The sequence below is a fragment of the Paenibacillus tundrae genome (assembly GCF_030812775.1).
Classification (GTDB): Bacteria; Bacillota; Bacilli; order Paenibacillales; family Paenibacillaceae; genus Paenibacillus; species Paenibacillus tundrae_A.
In genome coordinates this window covers 115,898-138,961 of sequence record NZ_JAUSTI010000002.1, presented here as the reverse complement: position 1 = coordinate 138,961, position 23,064 = coordinate 115,898, and the positions used below count along the sequence as shown (strand labels likewise).

At 42.5% G+C, this 23,064-nt stretch carries 24 protein-coding genes; 17 read left to right on the top strand and 7 right to left on the bottom strand.

Going from position 1 to position 23,064, the window contains the following annotated elements; all coding sequences use genetic code 11:
- Positions 1-79: 79 nt before the first annotated feature.
- Together J2T19_RS03910 and J2T19_RS03905 are read right to left on the bottom strand one after the other, a co-directional pair.
- A complete protein-coding gene (locus tag J2T19_RS03910) occupies positions 80-1,684 on the bottom strand; it encodes a type 2 periplasmic-binding domain-containing protein (RefSeq protein ID WP_307213375.1) in 1,605 nt (534 codons plus the stop codon).
- Positions 1,685-2,163: 479 nt separating this feature from the next.
- The gene (locus J2T19_RS03905; protein ID WP_307213374.1) at positions 2,164-3,066 is read right to left on the bottom strand and encodes a LysR substrate-binding domain-containing protein; all 903 of its coding nucleotides are present in this window, start codon (positions 3,064-3,066) and stop codon (positions 2,164-2,166) included.
- Between the two features lie 157 nt (positions 3,067-3,223).
- On the opposite strand from J2T19_RS03905, the gene J2T19_RS03900 reads away from it, so the two are divergent.
- The 10 genes from J2T19_RS03900 to J2T19_RS03855 all read left to right on the top strand — a co-directional run bounded on the left by J2T19_RS03900 (position 3,224) and on the right by J2T19_RS03855 (position 13,496).
- Complete coding sequence (locus J2T19_RS03900; RefSeq protein ID WP_307213372.1) at positions 3,224-4,327, top strand: extracellular solute-binding protein; 1,104 nt, start codon at positions 3,224-3,226, stop codon at positions 4,325-4,327.
- A 10-nt stretch (positions 4,328-4,337) separates the two neighbouring features.
- Positions 4,338-6,119: an ABC transporter permease gene (locus J2T19_RS03895; RefSeq protein ID WP_307213370.1), complete on the top strand. Its 1,782-nt coding sequence runs from the start codon at positions 4,338-4,340 to the stop codon at positions 6,117-6,119.
- Positions 6,103-7,188 (top strand): ABC transporter ATP-binding protein, encoded by a 1,086-nt coding sequence (locus J2T19_RS03890; protein WP_307213368.1) that lies wholly within the window; start codon positions 6,103-6,105, stop codon positions 7,186-7,188. Before J2T19_RS03895 ends, J2T19_RS03890 begins: the two co-directional genes overlap by 17 nt.
- Positions 7,175-7,810 (top strand): metallophosphoesterase, encoded by a 636-nt coding sequence (locus tag J2T19_RS03885; protein WP_307213366.1) that lies wholly within the window; start codon positions 7,175-7,177, stop codon positions 7,808-7,810. Before J2T19_RS03890 ends, J2T19_RS03885 begins: the two co-directional genes overlap by 14 nt.
- A gap of 238 nt (positions 7,811-8,048) precedes the next feature.
- A complete protein-coding gene (locus J2T19_RS03880) occupies positions 8,049-8,936 on the top strand; it encodes a TetR/AcrR family transcriptional regulator (RefSeq protein ID WP_307213364.1) in 888 nt (295 codons plus the stop codon).
- 206 nt (positions 8,937-9,142) lie between these two features.
- A complete protein-coding gene (locus tag J2T19_RS03875; protein WP_307213363.1) occupies positions 9,143-10,372 on the top strand; it encodes a cytochrome P450 in 1,230 nt (409 codons plus the stop codon).
- 245 nt (positions 10,373-10,617) lie between these two features.
- Complete coding sequence (locus J2T19_RS03870) at positions 10,618-11,061, top strand: Hsp20/alpha crystallin family protein (RefSeq protein ID WP_307213361.1); 444 nt, start codon at positions 10,618-10,620, stop codon at positions 11,059-11,061.
- Between the two features lie 214 nt (positions 11,062-11,275).
- Entirely contained in the window at positions 11,276-11,989 is a 714-nt protein-coding gene (locus tag J2T19_RS03865; RefSeq protein ID WP_307213359.1) for an ABC transporter ATP-binding protein, read from the top strand.
- Positions 11,986-12,735, top strand: coding sequence for an ABC transporter permease (locus tag J2T19_RS03860; RefSeq protein ID WP_307213358.1), 750 nt, complete (start codon positions 11,986-11,988; stop codon positions 12,733-12,735). The genes J2T19_RS03865 and J2T19_RS03860 overlap by 4 nt, the downstream gene beginning before the upstream one ends.
- A complete protein-coding gene (locus J2T19_RS03855; protein ID WP_307213357.1) occupies positions 12,732-13,496 on the top strand; it encodes an ABC transporter permease in 765 nt (254 codons plus the stop codon). Before J2T19_RS03860 ends, J2T19_RS03855 begins: the two co-directional genes overlap by 4 nt.
- Before the next feature lie 50 nt (positions 13,497-13,546).
- Here the strand turns inward: J2T19_RS03855 and J2T19_RS03850 are convergent, their stop codons facing one another.
- Complete coding sequence (locus tag J2T19_RS03850; protein ID WP_307213356.1) at positions 13,547-14,014, bottom strand: AraC family transcriptional regulator; 468 nt, start codon at positions 14,012-14,014, stop codon at positions 13,547-13,549.
- Between the two features lie 198 nt (positions 14,015-14,212).
- Here J2T19_RS03850 and J2T19_RS03845 point away from each other — a divergent pair, with 198 nt between their 5' ends.
- Positions 14,213-15,181 carry an ROK family protein gene (locus J2T19_RS03845; RefSeq protein WP_307213355.1) on the top strand — a complete coding sequence of 323 codons (969 nt, stop codon included), beginning with the start codon at positions 14,213-14,215 and terminating at the stop codon, positions 15,179-15,181.
- 110 nt (positions 15,182-15,291) lie between these two features.
- Here J2T19_RS03845 and J2T19_RS03840 read toward each other — a convergent pair whose 3' ends face one another.
- A complete protein-coding gene (locus J2T19_RS03840) occupies positions 15,292-15,669 on the bottom strand; it encodes a MerR family transcriptional regulator (protein ID WP_307213353.1) in 378 nt (125 codons plus the stop codon).
- Positions 15,670-15,802: 133 nt separating this feature from the next.
- Here J2T19_RS03840 and J2T19_RS03835 point away from each other — a divergent pair, with 133 nt between their 5' ends.
- Positions 15,803-16,774, top strand: coding sequence for an aldo/keto reductase family protein (locus tag J2T19_RS03835; RefSeq protein ID WP_307213351.1), 972 nt, complete (start codon positions 15,803-15,805; stop codon positions 16,772-16,774).
- Positions 16,775-16,830: 56 nt separating this feature from the next.
- Here J2T19_RS03835 and J2T19_RS03830 read toward each other — a convergent pair whose 3' ends face one another.
- A complete protein-coding gene (locus J2T19_RS03830; RefSeq protein ID WP_307213349.1) occupies positions 16,831-17,619 on the bottom strand; it encodes a helix-turn-helix domain-containing protein in 789 nt (262 codons plus the stop codon).
- Between the two features lie 117 nt (positions 17,620-17,736).
- Between J2T19_RS03830 and J2T19_RS03825 the strand changes: the two genes are divergently transcribed.
- Entirely contained in the window at positions 17,737-18,885 is a 1,149-nt protein-coding gene (locus J2T19_RS03825; protein WP_307213347.1) for a DUF2264 domain-containing protein, read from the top strand.
- A gap of 7 nt (positions 18,886-18,892) precedes the next feature.
- Here J2T19_RS03825 and J2T19_RS03820 read toward each other — a convergent pair whose 3' ends face one another.
- On the bottom strand, positions 18,893-19,510 hold the full coding sequence (locus J2T19_RS03820) for a TetR/AcrR family transcriptional regulator (protein ID WP_307213345.1): 618 nt from the start codon (positions 19,508-19,510) through the stop codon (positions 18,893-18,895).
- 182 nt (positions 19,511-19,692) lie between these two features.
- Between J2T19_RS03820 and J2T19_RS03815 the strand changes: the two genes are divergently transcribed.
- Positions 19,693-20,430: an SDR family NAD(P)-dependent oxidoreductase gene (locus J2T19_RS03815; protein WP_307213344.1), complete on the top strand. Its 738-nt coding sequence runs from the start codon at positions 19,693-19,695 to the stop codon at positions 20,428-20,430.
- Positions 20,431-20,514: 84 nt separating this feature from the next.
- Positions 20,515-20,643, top strand: a complete 129-nt coding sequence (locus J2T19_RS03810) for a DUF6254 family protein (RefSeq protein ID WP_222124443.1) — start codon at positions 20,515-20,517, stop codon at positions 20,641-20,643.
- 132 nt (positions 20,644-20,775) lie between these two features.
- Here J2T19_RS03810 and J2T19_RS03805 read toward each other — a convergent pair whose 3' ends face one another.
- Positions 20,776-21,558, bottom strand: a complete 783-nt coding sequence (locus J2T19_RS03805; protein WP_307213341.1) for an SDR family NAD(P)-dependent oxidoreductase — start codon at positions 21,556-21,558, stop codon at positions 20,776-20,778.
- A 147-nt stretch (positions 21,559-21,705) separates the two neighbouring features.
- Here J2T19_RS03805 and J2T19_RS03800 point away from each other — a divergent pair, with 147 nt between their 5' ends.
- Positions 21,706-22,599: a LysR family transcriptional regulator gene (locus J2T19_RS03800; protein ID WP_307213339.1), complete on the top strand. Its 894-nt coding sequence runs from the start codon at positions 21,706-21,708 to the stop codon at positions 22,597-22,599.
- Positions 22,600-22,744: 145 nt separating this feature from the next.
- Positions 22,745-23,032 carry a thioredoxin family protein gene (locus J2T19_RS03795; protein ID WP_307213337.1) on the top strand — a complete coding sequence of 96 codons (288 nt, stop codon included), beginning with the start codon at positions 22,745-22,747 and terminating at the stop codon, positions 23,030-23,032.
- Positions 23,033-23,064 lie beyond the last annotated feature (32 nt).

The following is a 23,064-nucleotide window of genomic DNA, read 5'->3' as shown; positions in this document are numbered from 1 at the left end:
CTAGATGTGTAGCATTTGTAACCGTTATCAAAAAAAGGGGGTGAGACGATGCTCATCCCCTCATTGCAACCAGTATGATTTATTGGCCGTAGGCTTCATTGACCGCCTGAGTTGCTTCGTCGCCTCCAGCAGCTCGCCAATTCTGGACAAGAACATCGAAATAATCAATATTCTCGCTACCCATGATAATCTTCGTGAAGCCTTCAGTCAGAATATCATCTAGTGTTGAGCCGTAGTTCGACAGTACTTCAGGTGAAACACCCCATAAAGCTGTCTTGATATAGTTCTCACTGTCTAACACTTTCTTGGCAAGACTATAGGCATTCTTAGGCGCTCCTTGTTGCAAATAATCACCGACTGCTCCTGGCGTTGCATTCTCCATAAACTCAACACTGTTATTGTACTTTTGCCACATTCCCGAAGTTGTTAAGCCGCTAGTGTCTTTGGATTGAAGGGCTGCGGAAACAGCCTCAAACTGCTCGTAGTCGGAGTTGGGATTAAGTACACGGAACGCACCTACAACATGTGCGATATCATTATCTAGTAAATTAGACAAGGTTTCTTCAGATTCCTTACCACTGCCTTCGTCCACGATGTAGGCGTAGTCGTTCAGAATTTTGATTACTTCTTGTGGGTTAGCGAATCCTTTCTTCATTACAATATAATTGTTGTTCGCGAAGAAGATGGATTGCTTCGCTTCTTGACCGTCAATCGTCGGGATGAGATAAGGATAGAAGATCGCGTCTTTCCCCAAATTGGATACCGTATCTACACCAGGGTTGTAACCCCACCATTGGTAAAATGGCTGTATCCCCACTTTGCCTGCGACAATATCGGCATTCATTGCGTTAAAGTCTTTAATCGCAAATTCCGGATCGATAATTCCTTGTTTATACCACTCCGCCCAATCCGCAAGTGCCTTCTTCATTTCGGGCTGGATCGAGCCATAAGCTAATTTTCCAGTGGAATCCTCGATCCACATGTCTGGATGTGCGCCCCAGGCAATTGCGAGCAGATTCAAGTAATCTAGACTCTGATCCACCGCTATGCCATAACCTCCGTGCTTCTCCATAAACTTTAATGCGATATCCTTAACATCACCCATGGATGTAGGGTCTTTCAGACCCAGCTCTTCTTTCCAATCATTCCGAATCCATACGAAGTCTGGTTGTTCAATTAATCCCCAATGCATCTGAGGTATCCCGTACAATTTTCCATCCTTCTTACCAGATTCATAGCTGTCCTTGTCCATTTCCATGTAGCTTTTAACACGATCTGAAGCGTGTTGATCAAAGACTTCGGTCAGATCCATCACCATATCTGCTTCGACCAGCTGTTTTAATTGAGAGGGGTTAACTCTAAATACATCCGGGAGATCATTGGATGCGATTGCCAAGTTCAGTTTGGTATTGTACTCATCACTGACCCAGTCGGTTTTCACATTGATATTGAACTTTTCCTGGTAACGCCGAGTCCATACATTGTTCGTAATATCATCACCTTGTGGGTACTTCGCAGCAGTATGCTCAGATGTAACGGTATGAATGGTTACGGTTCCAGAATCGCTGGAATCTTTGTCCGTATTCGTTGGATTTTGACCAACACCGCTATCATTCGAGCAAGCTGCGAGTAGTACGGTCGACATGAGTAGAGACAACACGAGAGTTTTGGTTTTCTTGTTCATGTACGTTCCCCCTTATGAGCTGTAGTAGAGTTAATCTTGTCTTGAAAATATTGTAATCGAGATTGAAATATTGGGATATAAACGTTATTGACGAAAACCACGAAGTTTTTTTACTTCATCCAATCACAGACGTAAAGCGAATATGGGGCGTCATGCACAAATTTTACCTCAGCCTGATCTTATTTTTACTTCGGAGGCTAATAAACATTAAAGTGAATATTTCAATATATGAAAAATTCACAATAGAAAAGCATCACTCCGCTGGTCATATTCAGCATATTCTATCTTCGCACACGCACATTGAAAAAATGCAAAAAGTAGCACATCTCACAGTTCAATACTACTATTATTTTCTGAGAAAACGCTCAAATAATAAATAGGAGGGAAGACAAACTAAAATTAGGAAAGTAGTTCCCGTCAGATATGTAAGCAGTATCGTTGTTTACAATCTGTTATAGGAGACCACGAAGAAACCGTGCTTATTGATTAATCTGCGAGGAGAAACGATCGACAAGCAGATTCCAGAAGAGCTGAAGCCATGGTGTTAGAAGTTTATTGCGGTGCCTGACCGCATAGATCGTTCGGATTGGACTCCAGTTTGGAATGGGACAAGCCATGATTTCCCCTTTGATAAGATCTTGAATGATGGAAGCCTGTGATAGCATTGCGATTCCCATGTTCTGGCGAACCATTGATTTTAGTGCTTCAGATCCTGAAACTTGCATGATTTCTGTAAATTGAACATCATGTTCAAGAGCCCACTGGTTAATAATTGCACGGCTACTCGAGCCTTCTTCATGTGCAATGAGTGGGAGGCTTTGCAAATCATGCGGTTCAATTGTGGGTTTGGTAGCAAGAATGTGTTCGGGGTGGAAGATGATGACAAGATCATCTTTCATCAGAGGTTCGTAGATTAAGTCCGGATCATCAGGTCCCGTATGCGAAATGACACCGAGATCCAGATCATAAAGTTTTATTTTTTCTATGACTTGTGTGGCTGGTTTAACGTCTAAGCTTAAATATATGTGATGCGCTTGTCTGAATTCGAATAATAAATCAGGAAGAATATAGGTGGCTGGGGTATGTGTGCTTCCAATTCTCAAACATTCGGTTGCGGTCTCTTTGTAATTTTCCAGTGTCCGGCGCATTTCGTCATCCAAAGCCACAATCTGCTTAGCATAGTGATACAAGGATCTACCAGCTTCAGTCAGTTTAATAACATGATATGTTTTGGTATGGAACAACGCCATACCTGCGTCCTCTTGTAACTTATTTAAATGGAACGTTACTGTAGGTTGCGTGATATTTAGCTTCTCAGCAACCAAATATAGTTTTTGTAAATTAACAACATGAACAAATACCTTCAACTGCTGTAAGTTCATATGTAAACGCTCCTCTTCATTAAAATAGATAATATCAATCTTATCATATAATTCATTAATATCATTTAAAATAACTTTAACTTCAATCTAATATGAATCGTTAACAACACCTTTAAGATTAACAGTAGTTCTTAAATAACATCTTAGGGGGAAAAACATGAATTACGTTTGGAAAAAGCGTTTAAGCGGAATAAGCCTGGCACTAGTGTTGATGATTGCTGGATGTGGCGGAGGAACGGGCGCGAATGGCAGCGCTGCTTCAGGAAGTACGGAGACAAATGTCTCATCAGTGGTAAAAGATAACGTGAATCCGAGCTCTTCCAATGAAGATACAGGAAAAACGATTTTTCTGTACGGGAATGATTTTGTTGATATTGTGGCTCCTGAGTTTGAGAAACAAACCGGCTACAAAATGGAAGCTGTCCATTATGGTGGCGGTGAGGCATTAGCCAAAATTGAAGCTGAACAAGGTAACCCACAATGGGATGTCGTCATGATGGACGGTCACGGTTCCATTCGAAATTTGGCTGATAGAGGATTCCTTATGACGGATTGGACACCAGAAAACATAAATAACCTTAGCGATTATGGTGCATCACTCGTTCCTGAGGATCATGCTTACACGCCAATAACCATCCATGCATCTGCAGTCATTGCTTACAACACCAATCGTCTGACTAAGGAACAAGCACCCAATACATGGGAAGGATTTTTCAATTACGAAGGTACGGCTGGACAAGCCGACCCTGCAGTGGCTGCCCCGGCATACCCACTCGTTTCCTCGCTTTTTTATCATTGGGGTATTCCTGATGCTGAACAAAAGTACGAACAGATGATGAAAAAAGGACTGAGAGTTTATCCCAAGAACGGACCTTTAGGAAGCGCACTGGTCTCCGGAGAAATTGATATTGCCGCTCTGCAAGAGAGCAATGCCTATGATCTGAAGCATTCCGGCGAACCAGTCGAGCTTATCTGGCCTGAAGAGGGTGCTCCGGGTAGCCTCAGGGTTGCTGCGATCAGCAAGCATACTAAAAATCCCGCTGCTTCCAAAGCATTTATTGAATTTATGCTCCAACCCGAAACGCAGCACATGCTTGCTTCGCTTGACTCGTCCGACAGCTACTTCACACCGCTTGTACAAGGGGTGGATTCACGCCAGGATCGCGAGTCTAATCCAACATTCCTGCTTCCTCCAGCTGAATGGTCTGCTGAGCATGAAGTGGACATCAAAACCTGGTTTGCTGACCAGAATGTAAATTAAGGGCGGCTTAATGAAAAATTCAGGAACTCGTTGGGGAGTCGGCATTGCATTAATATTATTCGTTGTCATTTTCTTGCCGTTACTTGCTGTTTTACTTAATGCTTTTTTACCAGGGATATTTTTTGGAGAAATTCGATTCCAAGGATTAGGGCTGCTCGGGGAGATTTTTAATCGCCCTTTGTGGCGCCAATCCTTGATGAACTCATTGTGGTTAGGTGTGGGAACAGCACTTTTAGGTACAATATTCGGTGCCTGTCTAGCGATGGTCAGGGCAAGATGGAATTACGCGACTGGACGTTTGCTTGATGCAGGCGTTTGGCTTCTACTGATCATGCCTTCATTTATGTTGGCGCAAGGCTGGATTTTATTCGCGGGAGCGGATGGCATCGCAAGCCGGTCTCTTGGCATAGAGTGGGTGACACATGCAGTATTTCAACCTACAGGGCTAATGTTCATCATGGCTTTGAGTAAATTCCCTTTGGCGTATCTGACGGTACTGGCTTCAGCAGAATGGAATGTCACTCAATACGGGCAAGCTGCTCGCTTAAACGGTGCTCGCCCTTGGACGGTATGGCGCACGGTAGAACTACCGCTTTCGGTACCATCCATCGTTGCCGGAGCCACGTTGGTATTTATTGATACTGTTGGTGATTTCGGTTTACCTGCAGCATTGTCCACCGTGTATCGTTTTCCTACATTGACTTATTCCATTTATTCCGCCATTTATCAATCACCGGTTCGATTCGATATGGCTGGTGTACTCGCATTTTATCTGGTTATTATACTCGGATTGGCAATGTGTGTGCTCATGATTAGCCTGCGTAAGTCGAGATTTGATTTTTTGAATTCCAGAGCTAAGAAAACGATAAAAATTAAACCTCGGAAAACCTATTTATTAAATCTGATTACGATTTGGTTCTTAACCATCAGCATCGGTATTCCCGTCGGGAGCAGCGTTTGCGTCTCATTGATGAAAAAGATGGGCAATGGATTCGCTTCTCAGAACTTTACGTTTGAACATTATGTCTCTTTATTCTCCACAAGTCTACCGGATCACACCAGACTGAATTTCTTAGATGGCATGATCCATTCATTATCCATTGCAGCGATAGCCGCAGTAGTCAGCATGATTATTGGATTCATTGTGGCATATGTACTCACGTTTACGCAGTTTCCGATGAAGGGCGGGCTGCAACTATTCTCTATTGTCTCCCTCGCCGTGCCAGGAATCGTGATGGGCATCGGATACATTTTTGTTTGGAATCAAAGGTGGCTAGAGTATATCAATCTGCATTTGTATGGTACACCTGCCTTGCTCGTGATTGCGGTCATCGCAGGAGCCATTCCTTACGCTGTTCGTGTTCAACTGGGCTCGTTTGGGGCAATCTCTTCTTCGGTGCTAAATGCTGCAGCAGTGCAAGGTGCGGGAACGCTTGAACGCATGGCGCATATCGTTTTGCCTTTGACACGTCGTTCATTGCTTCTCGCGGTGTTGGCTGCTTTTGGTACTAGTGTATTTGACTTGGCTCTAGCTTCAATGCTACAGCCTGCCAACTATGTGCTTATGCCACTTGTTATTGACCAGGCTTTCGAGTTTGGAAAATATGGTTATGCAACGGCTGCAACGATTCTGAGTGGTTCAATTCTATTAGCTATCATTATTTTCATCCAGATTGCAGGTGAAGCTGTTTTTCGCTGGAATGATCGGCGCCTCCAAAAGAGTGTAGCGATTCGTCCGGCTGATAACCACCGCAGAACATATGGGGGTTCGCAATATGAAACCAATTCTTAAGCTCGAAGGGGTTCACAAATCGTTTGACAAACAAGAGGTTTTACGGCCTTTATCTTTTGAAATGAACCAAGGTGAACGCATATGCATTCTTGGTCCATCCGGCTGCGGGAAATCTACCTTGCTACAACTCATCGCTGGTCTGCTGACAATCGACGGGGGCATCATTGAAATGGGTGGCAAACCGGTAGATGGCAAGAAACAGTTTATACCTCCAGAGAAGAGGCCGGTTAATATGGTATTCCAAGATTATGCGTTATGGCCGCATATGACCGTGCGACAGAATATTGAATACGGCATGAAGCGATCACGAACGGACTCATCTGTAAGAAAGCAACGACTGGATCGTTTGCAATCAATGCTTCAATTGGAAGGGCTGCTCGATCGATTGCCGACGGAATGTTCCGGTGGTCAACAGCAACGGATTGGAATGGCGCGAGCGCTTGCCACTGAACCTTCGATCTTGTTGATGGATGAACCTCTATCCAATCTGGACGTTAAGCTTCGAACCGAAATGCGGAGTGAATTGGCGAGCTTATTATCCGATCTGGACACGACCGCGCTCTACGTTACACACGATATGCTTGAAGCGTTTACTCTAGCTGATCGAATCATGGTACTCAGAGCAGGGGGGATTGATCAATTCGCAGAACCACATCAATTGTTCAGCCGCCCAAAGACACCTTGGGTTGCTCAGTTGATGGGGTATCATAACCGGCTTTCCACTGAATTTACGATGGACGGTTCTGCTACGCATATCGCCGAAGAGTATATTACGGGACAAATGATGGATCGTGGAGCATTGGGCGGACGCGCCATCGTTATGTCTCACCCCGAGCAATTACGTATTTCTATGAAGAGAGAAGAAAGGGAGTCTAATCAAATTCCTGTAATCGTGAAACAATCCATTTTTGAAGGCATTCATTGGAGAGTCATCATGCGAACCCGAGATAACCAATTAATCCAGGCATTCAACAAAGAATCCCTTGAACCTGGTTCAGAGTGCTGGCTTCATTTGTCACCTAAGCAAACCATGATCTACCCAGAAAGTGCAGAATATGGGAATGGGTAGACTTCTTGCCGTGTCTGACGTTCATGGTTACGGCCATCTACTCAAACAATTACTGAATGCCGCGGGGTATCGACCCGATCAGGATCAATTGATTTTGCTTGGGGATTATGTCAATAAAGGGCCTGATTCTTGGGGAACACTGCAATTGGTATATCAACTGACTTTGAATGGTGCGGTCGCTCTACAGGGCAATAATGAACGGAAATGGTTAGCCTCCATGCCGAATCCTCTTTCCGAAGATCATACTCCCGTTGAACATTATCGCAAATTTCTGGAACGGTTACCCTTATACTACGCAAGGAATGGACTTTTATTTGTCCATGCCGGGGTACGTCCAGGCATTCCTTTGAGTAGTCAAAGCCCTGAGGATCTGACTGAAATACGAGATCCGTTTTTCTCCAGCCCGGTAGATCCGAATTATACCGTAGTGTTTGGTCATACTTCTACATATCGGTTCAATGTGGCGCCTTGGGAAATTTGGATAGGCAGTGGAAAAGTAGGCATTGATACGGGAGCTGGCCATGGACATTATCTCAGCTTAGTAGATTTTACAACTCGAAATCGGTGGTATGTATCTGTACAAGAACCTTATGAAATCCAGAAAGCAATCCTAAACAGCTAGGAAATCGATGCTGCAGTGCAATTGCAAAATTCATACGCTATTAAAGCCGCTATTCAGCGGTTTTTTAGTTTCTCAGAAGATTTCGTAAGAGAACTTTTCTGAGAATACACTGCAAATATACAGTAGAAGGACAGATTAGTGAAATGGGGTTATAATTGTGCTGTAACTGTGGTAAAAGCAGAAGTCATGGTTTGTGCATATTACATATACTTTGAACAGACTTGGAGCGATCATAGAGATGAGTAGTCGTAAAGAAAGTTTATTGGAGACAGCACTGACGCTTTTTATCGAGCATGGTTTTGCAAATACAACGATTCAGATGATTCTAGATCACTCAGGTGTATCCAAAGGAACCTTTTATAAATTTTTTGATTCAAAGGAAGATTGCTTATATGCCATTCTCAATCAACGTATGCAAGAGGATCTATTGATCCGCAAACAACTTGAGGATAGACACTATAACGCTGAGTTTGATCTACTCGTTGATCAGATCGCTATTCCTATGTCTCTACCCGACAAAGAACGGGTGTGGGAATTATACTGGTCTGGATTTTATTCCGGAGAGATTAACTCTGCGAACCTAGCTACAATGCAGTTGAAATGGTTATCCACCAGATTTGTAGAGGTATATGGGCAGGAAATTAGTTTGTACGCGAGCGAAGGTGCTATTTTATGTTATGGCATGTTACATCAGATTGCGAATGCATCAAGAAGTCTTCATACGAAGAAGCCAGATTGGAACGAGGTCGTCCCCAAAGTATTAACGTATATTGAAGTCATATTAAGAAAAATGCAGCAAAAGAATGAACATATTTTTGACTATACATCTTTAGCTTCATTACATGAGGATAGGAGTACGAATCATAATCTTGTCCATCTGGAAGTATGGTTGGAAGAGTTTGAAGAGTTCAATCGACGGATACAGAAGTCCAATGAGTCCTTGAAATTAAAACAGCTGTCAACGGGACTTCTAACATTACTCCAGGAGAAGGATGAGCTCAATGTCTCTGTGATTGAGGTGGTGCTCAAAGCATTTCATAGCGAACATAAATCTAGCGATGTTCAATCCGAGGCGAACAGATTTATTGAATCCTGTTGGTGGTATATAGAACAAATTAGACAATAGCATTCTCATTGGGTTGGCACTTGCCAGCCTTTTTTGTTTGTTGAAAATAGATGGAATGTACGAATAGTATAATTAAAATATCTTTATTCATAAGGGTTTTTTCGCAAAAATAGGTGAAAAATTGAAATTGATTATACTGAGCGTATATAATTAGTTGAGCAAGTATTTTCATATGTATGAAGAATATTCTTGGAGGTGTACTACAAATGAGTAAAGAGGTTATCTCGGTTCCAGCAATCACTCAGTTTAACACCAGATCTGAAGAATTCTTTCCACTAGAATGGTACAAAAAGATGCTAAACGACAATCCAATCTATTATCACGAGGAAACCGATTGTTGGAATGTTTTTCGATATGATGATGTGAAGAAAGTTCTTAGTGATCATGAGTTCTTTTCTGCCGAGGGGACTCGAACCATTTTGGAAGTGGGCGCCAAAAACAAGGAGGGAGCCATTCCTGAAAAAGTCAGTATTTCAAGTATGGATCCACCTCGTCATCAAAAATATCGATCGCTGATGTCAGCTGCATTTACCCCACGGAGTCTGAAAAATTGGGAGCCGCGCATTCAACAGGTCATTCAGAATGTCTTAAATAACATAGAGAGTAACACCACGATAGATATTGTTGAAACTTATGCTAGTCCAATCCCTTCCATGGTCATGGCTGATCTACTAGGAGTCCCGTTAGAGGATAGTCATCTGTTCAAGAAGTGGGTAGATGTTTTGTTCCAACCATCCGACAACGGAGACAAAGACGAGTTAGAGAAGAAAAAACAAATCGCAGCTAAAGAATACTTTCAACATATATATCCAATCGTCGTTCGGAAGAGAGCTGACCCTGGGGAAGATATTATATCTGATTTACTGGCAGTAGAATTGGACAATGAGAAATTTACAGACGACGAGGTTGTTCGAACAACGATGCTGTTACTTGGGGCTGGGATTGAAACAACAAGTCATATGATATCGAGCATGTTCTACTCCTTATTGTATGATGACACAACATTATACGGTCAATTGAAGAAACAACCTGACCTGGTGCCTAACACCGTTGAAGAAATGCTCCGTTATCGTTTCCAGATCTCGAAGAGACATCGTACCGTCAAGCAAGATAATGAGGTATTAGGTGTTCGGCTGAAAAAGGGAGATCTAGTTATCGCATGGATGAGTGCAGCGAATATGGATGAACACATGTTTGAGCGACCTTTCGAACTGGATATTCATCGGAAGAATAATAAGAGAAACCTCACGTTTGGCATAGGCCCTCATTTCTGTTTGGGTGCGCCTCTCGCGAGATTAGAGTTAAATATTGCATTAACCACTTTTCTTCAAAGGTTCTCGGAGATTAGACCTGTGGAATCATTCCATTTAGAAGATAATTTAGCCACTTCTGCACCTGGTCAAAGTTTGATTCGCTTGCCTTTACATGTCATTTAAAAGAGACGTAGCTAGTTCACTTCATTGATTGGAGGCGGTTCAGTCTTAGTACATTTATCAAAGAAAGTCAGAAGGTCAAAATAGGTCAAAAATTAAGGGAAAAGGATCTATTTCGGTATAACAGGGCATATTGCAAAAATATCGTTTATTTTCGTTTTTTTCGCATTTTGATGATCATTAAATCGAGTATTATAATTGTGCATGTAAGCAACAACAAACTAATCATATTTAAGGAGATGATGTTTATGTTTGAGATGACTCCGTTTCGTAAAAGAAATGATGACTTGTTCGGACACATGCTGAAATCCTTCAATGATATGTTTGACCATCCATGGGTATCTCCCCTGGCAACCAGTAACCAGCCATTCCGAACCGATATACGTGAGGAAGAGAACAAGTATCTCATTGAAGCAGATCTTCCAGGAATTGCGAAACAAGATATCGATATTCAGGTTCAAGGTAACGAATTGATTATCCGAGCGAAACGTCATGAATTTCAAGAGCATAAGGATGATTCTAATCGTATTATTCGACAAGAGCGCCGATCGGGAGAATTCCTTCGACGTTTCTATGTGGAACGAATCGATGAAGAGAATATCAAAGCCAGATTGGAAGATGGCGTGTTGAAGCTTGAAGTACCGAAACGTTCAGGGGAAGAGCATAATCACAAACGTATTCAGATTGATTAATATGATAATTAAACAATTAAACGTACTATAATTTTTCCTCAAGGTAATTCCGTATGGGTACTTCAATATTGAAAAAATCCCCCATGATGTCTCATGGGGGATTTTTGTTGTGGCAAACGTAAGCCAAAGTTAACCCAGATGTAAACCTGTTGATCACCGATATGTAACTTAGCCTCTATATAATGAAAGCCATAACAGAAAGGATGTGTTGTGGTTGCTTACCATTAATAACCTAGTCAAACGTCGTGGGAATCAAGAGATATTATCAGGTATTAGCTTCAAAGCCGAACCTGGTAGAGTAACGGGTTTTTTGGGACCCAATGGGGCGGGTAAAAGTTCTACACTTCGTATTTTGCTTGGATTAGATCGCGCCACCTCGGGGAGTGCATTAATACATGGGAAGTCATTCAGAGAATTACAGAATCCTCTAACAACGATAGGTGCTGCGCTTGATGGATCAGGAGCTCATCGGATGCGTACGGGACGAGCACATTTGCGATGGATTGCTCGTGCTGCTGGTTTGTCGCTCGCACGTGTCGAGGAAGTTCTGGAAATCGTAGGTTTGAGTAACGCTGCCACGAAAAGAGTAGGCAGTTACTCCCTTGGTATGGCAAAAAGACTTGGAATGGCAACTGCGTTAATTGGTGATCCGGAAATATTAGTATTAGATGAACCTCTGAATGGACTCGATCCAGAAGGCATTCGTTGGATGAGAAGATTTTTACGTGAACGCGCAGAGTCTGGAAATGCTGTATTACTATCAAGTCATCTCATGGGAGAGCTTGCAGAGACGGTTGATGATGTGGTGATCATTCAAAATGGGAAAATCTGTGCAGATGGAACATTGGAAGAAGTAGTAGGCAACTATTCTACGTTGGAAGATGCTTTTTTTGCACTTACTACGGAACGAGCAGGTGATGTTAGGTGAGAGCATTCAACGCGGAAATGTCTAAATTGTTCTCCCTTCCAAGCATCTGGCTTGCCTGTTTTATTGGAGCATTTGCCCCAGCAATTTTTGCTGGTTTGGATAGTCTTGCACAAAAAGAAGATATCATAGCAGGGGTTAATACAAGACTAGCGGAAGTTGGATATATTGGATTAGGTTTCGGTGTACAAGGAGTCATCATCCTTGGTGTGCTTGCTGTAAGTAGTGAGTATTATACAGAGAGCAGTGAGTCGGGGGGAGGGAGACAGATAGAAACAAGTTTATCTGTTGTACCATCGCGACTTTACTTTTTGCTGGCAAAGGCAGGTGCTGTGACACTAATCGGTGTACTGCTTTGTGTAATTGCTATCGTAATCATTATGTTATCTACGCAGCTCATCCTTGGAGAATATGCTCCTGCATTTGAATGGTCCAGACTTATCGGTGCAGTCTGTTACTGGGTACTCACTGCTCTTATAGCTTTTGGGCTTACGCTTATAACAAGGAATAGCATGATTCCGCTTGCTGTTCTGATGATAAATTCATCCATTGTATCATTTAGTATCTTGCTTGCTAAAGTGACAACATTAGCGGTCTATTTACCAGATCGTGCCGGTATCGATATGTTCATGTCAATGAGCGACAGATTTCACACTCCGTTTACAGGCGGCTTGGTCATGTTTACATGGGTGGTCGTTCTTATGATTGTTGCAGCTATTGTATTTCATAGGAGGGATGTTGCATCATGAATGTCTCTTCTAGCAGAAAGATTCCACGAATTCTTAGTAGTGAATTATATAAATTAGTTACACTACCATCGATATGGATTACGCTAATAAGTACATTCGTAGCTAATTTATTTTTCGTAGCAGCTTTCACATCTGCTTCTACTAATGTACTAGGGACGGCAGGGACACAAAGTTCACTCCACATAGGGCTTTCTTCTATGGTATACCTTCAGGCAGGATTCATTATTCTCGGTACTTTAGCTACGTGTTCGGAGTATGCGGGTGGACAGATAAGAACGACATTAACTACCGTACCTTGGCGTGGTCTTCAATTAACCATGAAGCATGTAGCATTGGGTATCTTAACAATCCCTGCGGCATTTATTATTGTTACATGTAGTATGTTGTATCCTTTGTTTATACTGAGAGAGACTACGGTAGTGGTTCAATTAGAAACTATTATAGAATCATTAGTTGGTGCAACGGGATATCTAACATTCACCACACTTCTCAGTGCAGCCTTAGGTGCTATGTTAAGAAGAACGACGTCAACTTTAGTAATGCTACTTACTTATTATTACGTATTGAGTCCATTATCGAGAGACGTGATACCTCGGATTAGAGATTATTTTCCCGATACGGCAGGATTGTATATGTACATACCTCCTTCCTCTGATGTAGTCAATGGGTTTACGCCCATACAAGGCGCAGGAATTTCTACGTTATGGACATTGACCTTTATTACATTAGCTATTTTGTTATTTGCTAAGCGGGATGCTTGAGTTCTAATGAATCCAACGATTGAAACTGTTTAGTATTCAACAAGCCAAATCTATTCTAGACGAAATGGATGATTGACCCATCGTTTGCGGTACTGGTGAGGCGTGACATCCATCTGTTCTTTAAATAATTTGCAGAAATACGATACATTGGTCAAACCGATTTCCTCCGCAATGAGCGAGATCGGTTTGTTTGTTGTAGTTAATAATCGAACAGACTGATGAATTCTGCGAGTAGCAATATATTGAGAGATACTGATCCCGGTAGCGTCTTTGAATAAATGTGAAAGGTGATAAGTAGATAGGTGCAAGGATTGAGCCAATTCATCTAAACGAAAAGGAACATGATAATTTTTCTCGATCCAACCTAGAATTCGTTCCACCTGATGGTTTTTGCGTTCCGTGGGAGAAACTTTGGAGTTAACTACAAATTCAGTCCATAACGGCTTGAGGTGATGCAGCAAGTTTACCAGAAACAGTGAAATTTCTTCTAATCGATTTGATTCGTCCCATTGGGACATTTGCTCTTGAAAGCTCTTGAATAAGTGAACCAAAATGTGCTGTTCATCCAGATCATAGAAGCACGGTGAGGAAAGATTGCCTACATATGAAATGAACCCGTGTGGATAAACGACCTAATAATAGTCTCATATATCCATTCATTTTAGGCATGAAGTATTTTACAATACTCTAAACATATGAGAACGGAGACTATGAGCATGAGTAACTATGTAATCGGCATTGACCTAGGTGGAACCAATATTAAGTCGGCAATCTTCAACATGAATTTTCACATCGTTCACGAAAGAAGTGACCCCACGGGAGCGGCTAATGGGCCAGCTCATGTATTAAATAGAATTCAAGAAATCGTGCAAGAAATGCTGTTGCTCGAAGGCATCGATCAGTCTTCCATTAAGTGTATGGGGATGGGCATCCCGGGGTTACTAGATCCAGAGGAAGGACTATCGATATTCTCACCTAACTTCCCGGGGTGGGAGAACATTCATGTGCTGAATGCAATGAAGGAGCATTTCGAATTTCCTGTCTTTATTGATAATGATGTTCGAGTAAATATGTATGGGGAATGGCAGTTCGGTGCGGGCATGGGTTATCAGAACCTGGTACTAATTACATTAGGCACAGGTCTAGGCTCTGGTATTGTGAATGATGGCAAGGTAATCTATGGTACCACGTCTAGTGCTGGTGAAATTGGTCATATGAATATGTTCAGGGAAGGTCGGCCTTGCCGGTGTGGAAGCTCGGGTTGTTTAGGCAGATATGTATCTGCGGTAGGCATGGTTAGAACGTTTACAGAGAAGCTTGAGCAAGGCAGATCAAGTATCATCACGCAGTGGGTGGGAGACGATAGGACAGCCATTACTGCCCAGATGATATCAGAGGCATATGACCTTGAAGATGCTCTTGCAGTCGAGGTGATGCGTGAAACTGGAGAAATTCTTGGGTTTGGTCTTGCAAATGTGATTAATTTATTGAATCCAGAAGTCGTTATTGTGGGTGGTGGCATGTCGGCTGCAGGGGATCGTTTGCTAGAAACAGTACGAGATACGGTTAATAAACATGCTCTAGCGCTTTCTTCTAGTGTTTGTAAAATCGTACAAGCTACATTAGGGAGACAAGCGGGCATGATCGGTGCGGCTGCGTATGCGAACAATAAGATGTCTGTATAACGAATAAGTCTTAAAAAATTTCAAACAAACGCTCATTACGTTAAGGTAACGGAGACCATTCGTACCTAACCACGAGCGTTTTTTTATTTTCAGGATAAGCATCGTATGTACTATTTAGTATCAATATGGAAGATGCCAATCTCATTATAATGCTCTAGCTTGTAATCAATAGTACCCAGACTACAGTTCAACATATCCATTTGCTTCACAATGTTATGTCGATGTTGTTGCAACATTTCCTTCCGTTGTTCGCTAGTGCTGGAACCCTCCAGACATAGCAGCATAAACGTTTTAATATCCTCAAGCGGCATGCCACTGTCTCTTAAGCAGCGCACGAGTTCGAGCCAACATATATCCATCTCGGAATATTTACGAGTACCATATTCTGTCTTCTTCAACAAGGGCATCAAACCTGCCCGATCATAGAAACGCAAGGTGGAAGCAGGCAATTGGGTTCGTTCCGCAACTTGTTTAATCGAAAATTCCAAGCAAATCTTCCTTTCAAAAAAAAGATTGAATGTCTTGACTTAAACCTAAGTTTAACCACTATCCTAAGATTGTACAATAGAGCGTTTACACGAATAGGCTCTAATCCTACCATTCGAATAAGGAGTGATTCAGTTGAAATACAGAAGACTGGGTAGAAGTGGATTGAAGGTTAGCGAGATCGGATTGGGAAGCTGGCTGACCTATGGATCGGCAACTTCAGAGGAAGCGGCGCGCGCATGTATGCATAAAGCGTATGAGCTGGGCATTAATTTTTTTGATACATCAAATTCGTATCCCGGTGCGGAAGAGGTCATGGGAAGCACGTTGAAGGATTATTCACGCAGTAGCTATGTACTTGCTACGAAGCTGTTTTTCCCGCAAGGATCGGGACCAAACGACCGGGGGTTATCTCGTAAACACATCGTCGAGCAGTGTGAGGCGAGTTTAAAGCGACTAGGTACAGATTATATTGACTTATATCAATGCCATCGCTTTGACTCCGAAACCCCTGTTGACGAAACACTTAGAGCATTGGATGATCTGCAAGCTCAAGGCAAAATTTTGTATGCAGGTGTCAGTGAATGGACGGCGGCACAGATTGCGGAAGCATCAGGAATTAGTAAACGTCTGAATTTGCGTCCGCTAATTTCCAATCAGCCGATCTACAATATGTTTGAGCGCTATATTGAGAGAGAAGGTGTGATTGGACAATGCGAACAGGAAGGGCTAGGGCTCATCGTATTCTCCCCACTGGCACAGGGTGTGCTCACAGGTAAATATAAACCGGGACAGCAGATCCCTGAAGGTACACGGGCTGCGAATGATCAAACGAACGGTGTTATCAACAGTTATTTGCGTGAGGATGTGCTCCAATGTACCGTACAGTTGTCGGAACTTGCTAATGAACTCGGGGCAACATTGTCCCAATTCGCATTGGCTTGGATATTGCGTCAGCCAGTAGTAAGTTCAGCCATTATTGGCTCTAGCAGGCCAGCACAGATTGAAGAGAATCTCAAAGCAGTTGATCTAGAGCTCACGCCTGAGATTATTTCGGAAACGGAAAAAATTCTTTCTTCCATCAGCCATTTTGCACCAATGAGATAATAACTGGGATAAGGTTAGCCGTAATAACAGGCTAGCCTTTTGGGCCTAGGTTTTAATTAATAGCTAGATTCACGTCTATATCGATATTGCCTTGGTGAGGTACCCACAAATTTCTTGAACTGACGCATGAAGTGAGTATCATTTTCATAACCACATGAGCTGGCTATTTCGGTCACTGACATCTCACTGTGATCCAATAAATACTTGGCGTGTTCAAGCCTTCCATTAATCATATCCGTCATCACTGGACAGCCAAATAACTGCTTATAAATATGTTGAAAATAGGATTTGCTTACATTTAGTCTGGAAGCAAGTTCTGCCACAGAGATATTTTGGTGAGGCGTGCGGTACAGTTCGTTACGTAATTCATTAAAGGGGACATAATATCGATTCAGTTGATGAGGCGCCGTTCGCTCGCGCAGATCACTCAACTTCATGAAGAAAGACCGAAGATCACAATCGATGATACGCTCACATAGTGAACCATCGAGCCGGTTGAACTTTTGTAGCTCCATAATACTTCTGGATATGAGCAGCGGATCGGATGCTTCAATTGCAGTATCTAGCGGGAAATCCAATTCCATAAGAAAATCAGTCATACCCGTGCCATAACAATGAAACCAGTCATTGATAAAAGGGTTCTCCAATTCACGATACGCATGAGGCGTCTTGGGGCGAAAAAGAATAAATGTATTTTTGTCTACAATCACCGTTTGCTCATGTAGCTTCACTTCTGCACGGCTATTGAAGAATACAAACGTGTAATGGCCTGATCCATTCGGGCGATTCCTGATTATCCCTTCATGGTGAATGGTATGAAATCCGCATGAGATTAACTTCAACATCGATGTACACTCCCAGCACGATAGGTCAGTTTTTGATCATTATAGTTGATTGAAGAAGGGGATACAACGTTCTATACTTGATCTTCAATAAAGGAACTGGCGAAGGAGTGGACCGATATGAGTGACGACAGAAAATATTGGGTGGATACATTAGTTCAGATTGCAGAACCTGTTTTGAATTCTTTGTCAAGACGACAATTGGCTGTAGAAATGCCTGTCGAAGCAAGTACAGGTGATCGTTCTGATTATACATACTTGGAAGCGCTAGGGCGGACTTTAGCTGGTATCGCACCATGGCTGGAACATGGGTCACGTTCGGGTCATGAAGGGCAAGTTCGCTCACGAATGGCCGTGCTAGCAAGACAAGCAATCGAGGCCGCAACGGATCCAGCTTCACCGGACTATATGAATTTTACCAAAGGCGGTCAACCTGTCGTCGATGCAGCTTTTCTTGCGAATGCTGTTCTTCGTGCCCCAAATGAACTGTATGTATTGCTTGATGAAGAAGTAAAAACGAATTTAATTTCAGCGTTAATGTCTACACGAATCATCCGTCCGGTATTTAGCAACTGGCTCCTGTTTAGTGCGATGATCGAAGCTGCGCTGTTTCGAATGGGCGTAGAACAATGGGATCGCATGCGTGTCGATTATGCATTAAGACAGCATGAGCAATGGTATAAAGGCGATGGTGCTTATGGGGACGGCCCTGCATTTCATTGGGATTATTACAATAGCTTTGTAATTCAACCTATGCTTGTTGATATTCTAGATGCAGTAGGAGATCAGTTTCAAGATTGGGCTGCACTTCGAGTTAATGTGTTGAAAAGAGCACAGCGTTATGCGGCGGTTATGGAACGAATGATCTCCCCAGAAGGAACCTACCCACCCCTTGGGAGATCACTTGCATATCGTTTCGGGGCATTTCAACACCTATCGTTGATGGCTTTGAGAGAAGAGCTTCCAGAAAAGCTATTGCCAGCGCAGGTTCGTTGTGCACTTACAGCCGTAATGAAGCGACAGATTGAGATGCCAGGCACATTCGATGAGAAAGGTTGGCTGCGCATCGGGTTTGCCGGCAGTCAACCCGCAATCGGTGAGGGGTATATTTCGACAGGTAGTCTATACCTATGTACAACTGTATTTCTAGCCTTGGGTTTATCGCCAGAAGCTGATTTCTGGCAGGGAGAGGCTACTGGGTGGACTTCTCTAAAAGCATGGTCTGGAGGAACGGTTGAGCTAGATGTAGCAATGTATGATAATTATTAGTTTGTCTCTAAAAGAGCTCATCGATCTCACCAACATATTGAAAAGAATGAATATGAGTTCGCGTAAGTTCGATCACGTTCTGGATAAATGTCTCCCGTGATTCACGATATCCGCTTAAGATCCAATTGTTTAATAATCCAAAAAAACCATATGCGGTATAGTACTTGAAATACTCCATATTCACTGGGGAGTTGTTGATTGTCTCGAAGATAAACTGCTCCTCATAGATTTTAAGTATTGTTTGTGGAAAACCTGTATGTAGACCGGGTAAAGTATCGTCATATTGAATCAGTTCAAAGAAATCGCGGTGTTCGTAGATGTATTCTACGATTTGAAAAGATTCAGCTGTCAGCTTGCTTGTCAGAACTTTTTGACCATGCCAATAGGGTCTTCCTACCGCTCCTCGCAACCCTTTAAGTTTCATAATTAATAGTTCTTCACCAAGAATATATTTATCCTGATAGTGCAAATAAAATGTGCTCCGATTGTATCCCGCTTGCTCTACGATATCCTTTACAGACACCGCATGAAAGCCTTTTTTCTTGATGAGTTGAATCAGGGCGGATTGGAGGTGTTCTTTGGTGCGATTACGATGCTGTGTAGTCACAATAAGTTCATCATTCATTCAAAAAATCTCCTATTAATATCGACATTGTGGGGAGAAATGTCTATAAGGTAGACACTTCGTCTTATCTTAATGATTGGATTGTTACAATTTTAAGCATACAATTAGTTTTGTAAACATCATATAGCACTATTTATATAGCTGCTATTCAAAATATTTATATTATACTGGAGGAATTATTCATGGGCAAACTTCAAGATAAAGTAGCGGTCATTACAGGCGGAGCATCCGGAATTGGCGCAGCGACAGCACGTCTATTCGTTTCTGAGGGAGCCAAAGTGGTCTTGGTAGACTTGAATGAAGAAAAAGGAAAGGCGTTCGAGCAGGAGCTGAAAGCGCTTAAAGCAGATGCGCTTTTCATTAAAGCCAACATCACAAGTGAACAAGAAGTTGCTGAAATCTTCAAAAAAACTGTTGAGGCTTATGGCCGAGTGGACATCGTCTTCAACAATGCAGGGATTGGACGTGTGCATCCGTCACATGAATTGGACTATGCAGAATGGCGTAATACCGTCAACGTTGACCTGGATGGCGTATTCTTGGTTGCTCGTGAATCGATTCGCGAAATGCTGAAAATTGGTGGAGGCACGATCGTAAACACGGCATCCATGTACGGATGGGTAGGTTCACCTGGTTCTGCAGCTTACAATGCTGCCAAAGGTGGCGTCGTGAATCTCACGCGTTCACTTGCACTGGAATATGCAGAGAAAAACATTCGCGTAAACGCACTATGCCCAGGATTTATTGATACACCGATTATTCCTGAAGAGAGCAAGCAAGCTCTTTCTGCAGCAACACCAATGAAACGTCTTGGCCAATCAGAAGAAATGGCGAAAGCCGTTCTGTTCTTGGCAAGTAATGATTCTTCCTATATGACAGGAAACAGCCTGATCGTCGATGGCGGATACACTGCTCAATAAGAGCCAAAGATGAATGAAAGTAGCTTCATGGCGACATCCTAAAGGGGTAGTACCATCTCTCAGTCCCTGAGGAGGAGATCTTGTATGGCTCGCCAGAAGAAGAGGCAGGAAGCTGCTTGGAAGTCGCGAAAGCAAGAACAGCATCCTCATGGTAAAATCAGATCGCTCAAAGAAATATCAAGCGAATATGATGAGAAGCATACTACGCAATAAGACAACGACTGTCGGCATCTTCTGCCGGCGGTCATGTCAACTCAATTAAGAAAAGTCTACGGAATAGAGTCAAGCTCTTTCCCGTAGACTTTTTACTAGATATCAATATGATCAATCGGAGAGTGTACTAGTTTAGAACCAACGGCTAAGGTCTGGATAACCTGTTGTAGCCCAAGCCCCATCTACGATCAGACTTGAACCAGATACATATCCTGCATCATCACTAGCAAGGAAAAGTGCAGGTCCAGTCATTTCTTCCGGTTGTGCCGCGCGTTTCATTGGGATTCGCTCCATATAAGCCTCATTAATATCTGCATTGGAAAGCAGGTCGGCGGTTAATGGCGTATCAATGAGACCTGGAAGAATGGCATTCACCCGAATACCATTACGTGCCATTTCGAGAGCCCCGTTCTTGGTGAGCATTTCAACGCCAGCTTTGGCAGAAGCATACGCCGATCCAGCATACATAGGTACATGAGAGTTGAGGGAAGCAACGTTTACAATAGCTCCACCGCCATGTTTAGCCATCTCAAGGGCTTCATGTTTCATACTTAGAAAGACACCTTTCATACATAAATCCACAGTAAAGTCCCAGTCTTTTTCTGAAAGTTCCGTAATTACGCCAGCGCGGGAAGCACCCGCCACATTGAAGGCTAGATCAAGTTTCCCGAATTGTTTAACAGCCGCACGAACCATTTCTTCTACATCACTTTCAACGGTTACATTGGCTTTCACTCCGACAAACCGTTCTCCTAGTTCACCTTGGATGGTTGCCAGACGTTCCGTATTCAGATCGGCGGCGAGAACAGAAGCTCCTTCCTCGACAAGTCTTCTTGCAATCGCATAACCGATACCGGATGCTGCACCTGTTACAATCGCTATTTTTCCTGCAAATCGATTCTCATATGTGTTCATATGTTACACTCCTTTGGATTGTAGAATATTTGATTTCGCTTACATTTATCTTCAATTTAAAGTATACTTAACTTTTTTATTCATGTATATTTAAGAAAAGTTTACACAACTTAAATAAAATTAATGTAATGAGAGCTGAGGCTAACGATGAATTTGGAACAAATGATGTATGTACTCGAAGTTGAGAAGACAAAATCGATTACCATCGCTGCAGAAAACTTATCTGTTACGCAATCTACGATCAGTCAAGCCATTACTCGTTTGGAGCATGAATTGGGCGTGAAGCTATTTAATCGATCTCGTAATGGAGCTTATCTGTTAGAACATGGCAAGTCTATTCTGGATAAAATGAGATCCGTTGTGGATACGGTGCAAATGATGAAGGAAGATGCGCAGTATATTGGGGAATCGATTCAGGGGGAATTGCGATTATCTGCTATACCGGGAGGTGTTCCTGGCATTATTCCTACCATTGCAAGTATGAAAAAACGCTATCCCGATCTGAAATTTGAGTTATCTGAAAGTTCAGCTCGTAGTATTATTAAAGACGTTCGTAACAAAGAGATCGATCTAGGCTTAATCGCATTATATACAGATGATATGGAAAATCATTTACAGGGCCTGCATTTTGTCCCCATTGATGAAGGCGTGATGCACGCATGTGTGAATCACACGAATCGCCTAGCCAGCAAAAAGTCAATAACTATGCTTGAGTTGAAACATGAAACGCTTGTCTTGTTTAATGATGAATTGGTAGATCAATTTGTAACACAGCTTTCTCAAGTGGTGGGAGAGGTGGATGTCTTGTTTCGGACAAAAAACTCAGAAGTGGTCAATGCGGCTCTTGCTCAGTTGAATGCGGTGACGATCGGTCATGAATACTCATTCACGCACGATCGTAGTGTACTGCATCATGACTTTACCATCCTCAAAATTGAAGGAATGCAACGTGTCATTTCGATCGGCTGGGTTATGCGTGAGAGCCAATCAACCCATCGCCTCGTAAAACGTTTCCTTGATCGCTTCCAATACGAGAGCTAATGATGATACCAGAGATAATGATGATACCAGAGATGTTGAAGGAATCGGGTGAATCATGAAAATGATATACTCAAGCTAATTATGAAAGGATTTGATCTAGATCAATCATCAAATATTCAATTCGATCGAAGAGATTGATACATGCTTGCAACTTCATTCCTTAGTTCTACTATATGTTTCACAAGAAGAGTGTACGGTCTGTCACGCCATTCTCCCTAAATTACAGACATTGCTGACAAACTATCCTCACATACAATTAGTGCAAGTGGATGCACAGCAGGTACCAGAGGTAGCGGGGCAATTTTTAATTTTCTCCGTTCCAACATTAATTATGTTCTATGAGCAAAAAGAGCTGTTCAGGGAAGGTAGATTCGTCCAGTTCGAATCTCTTGAGAGTCGTATAGATCAAATTTACAATGCTATAGCATTGTAAAACTAGCGTGCCAAACTTCTGAGTACTTGAGA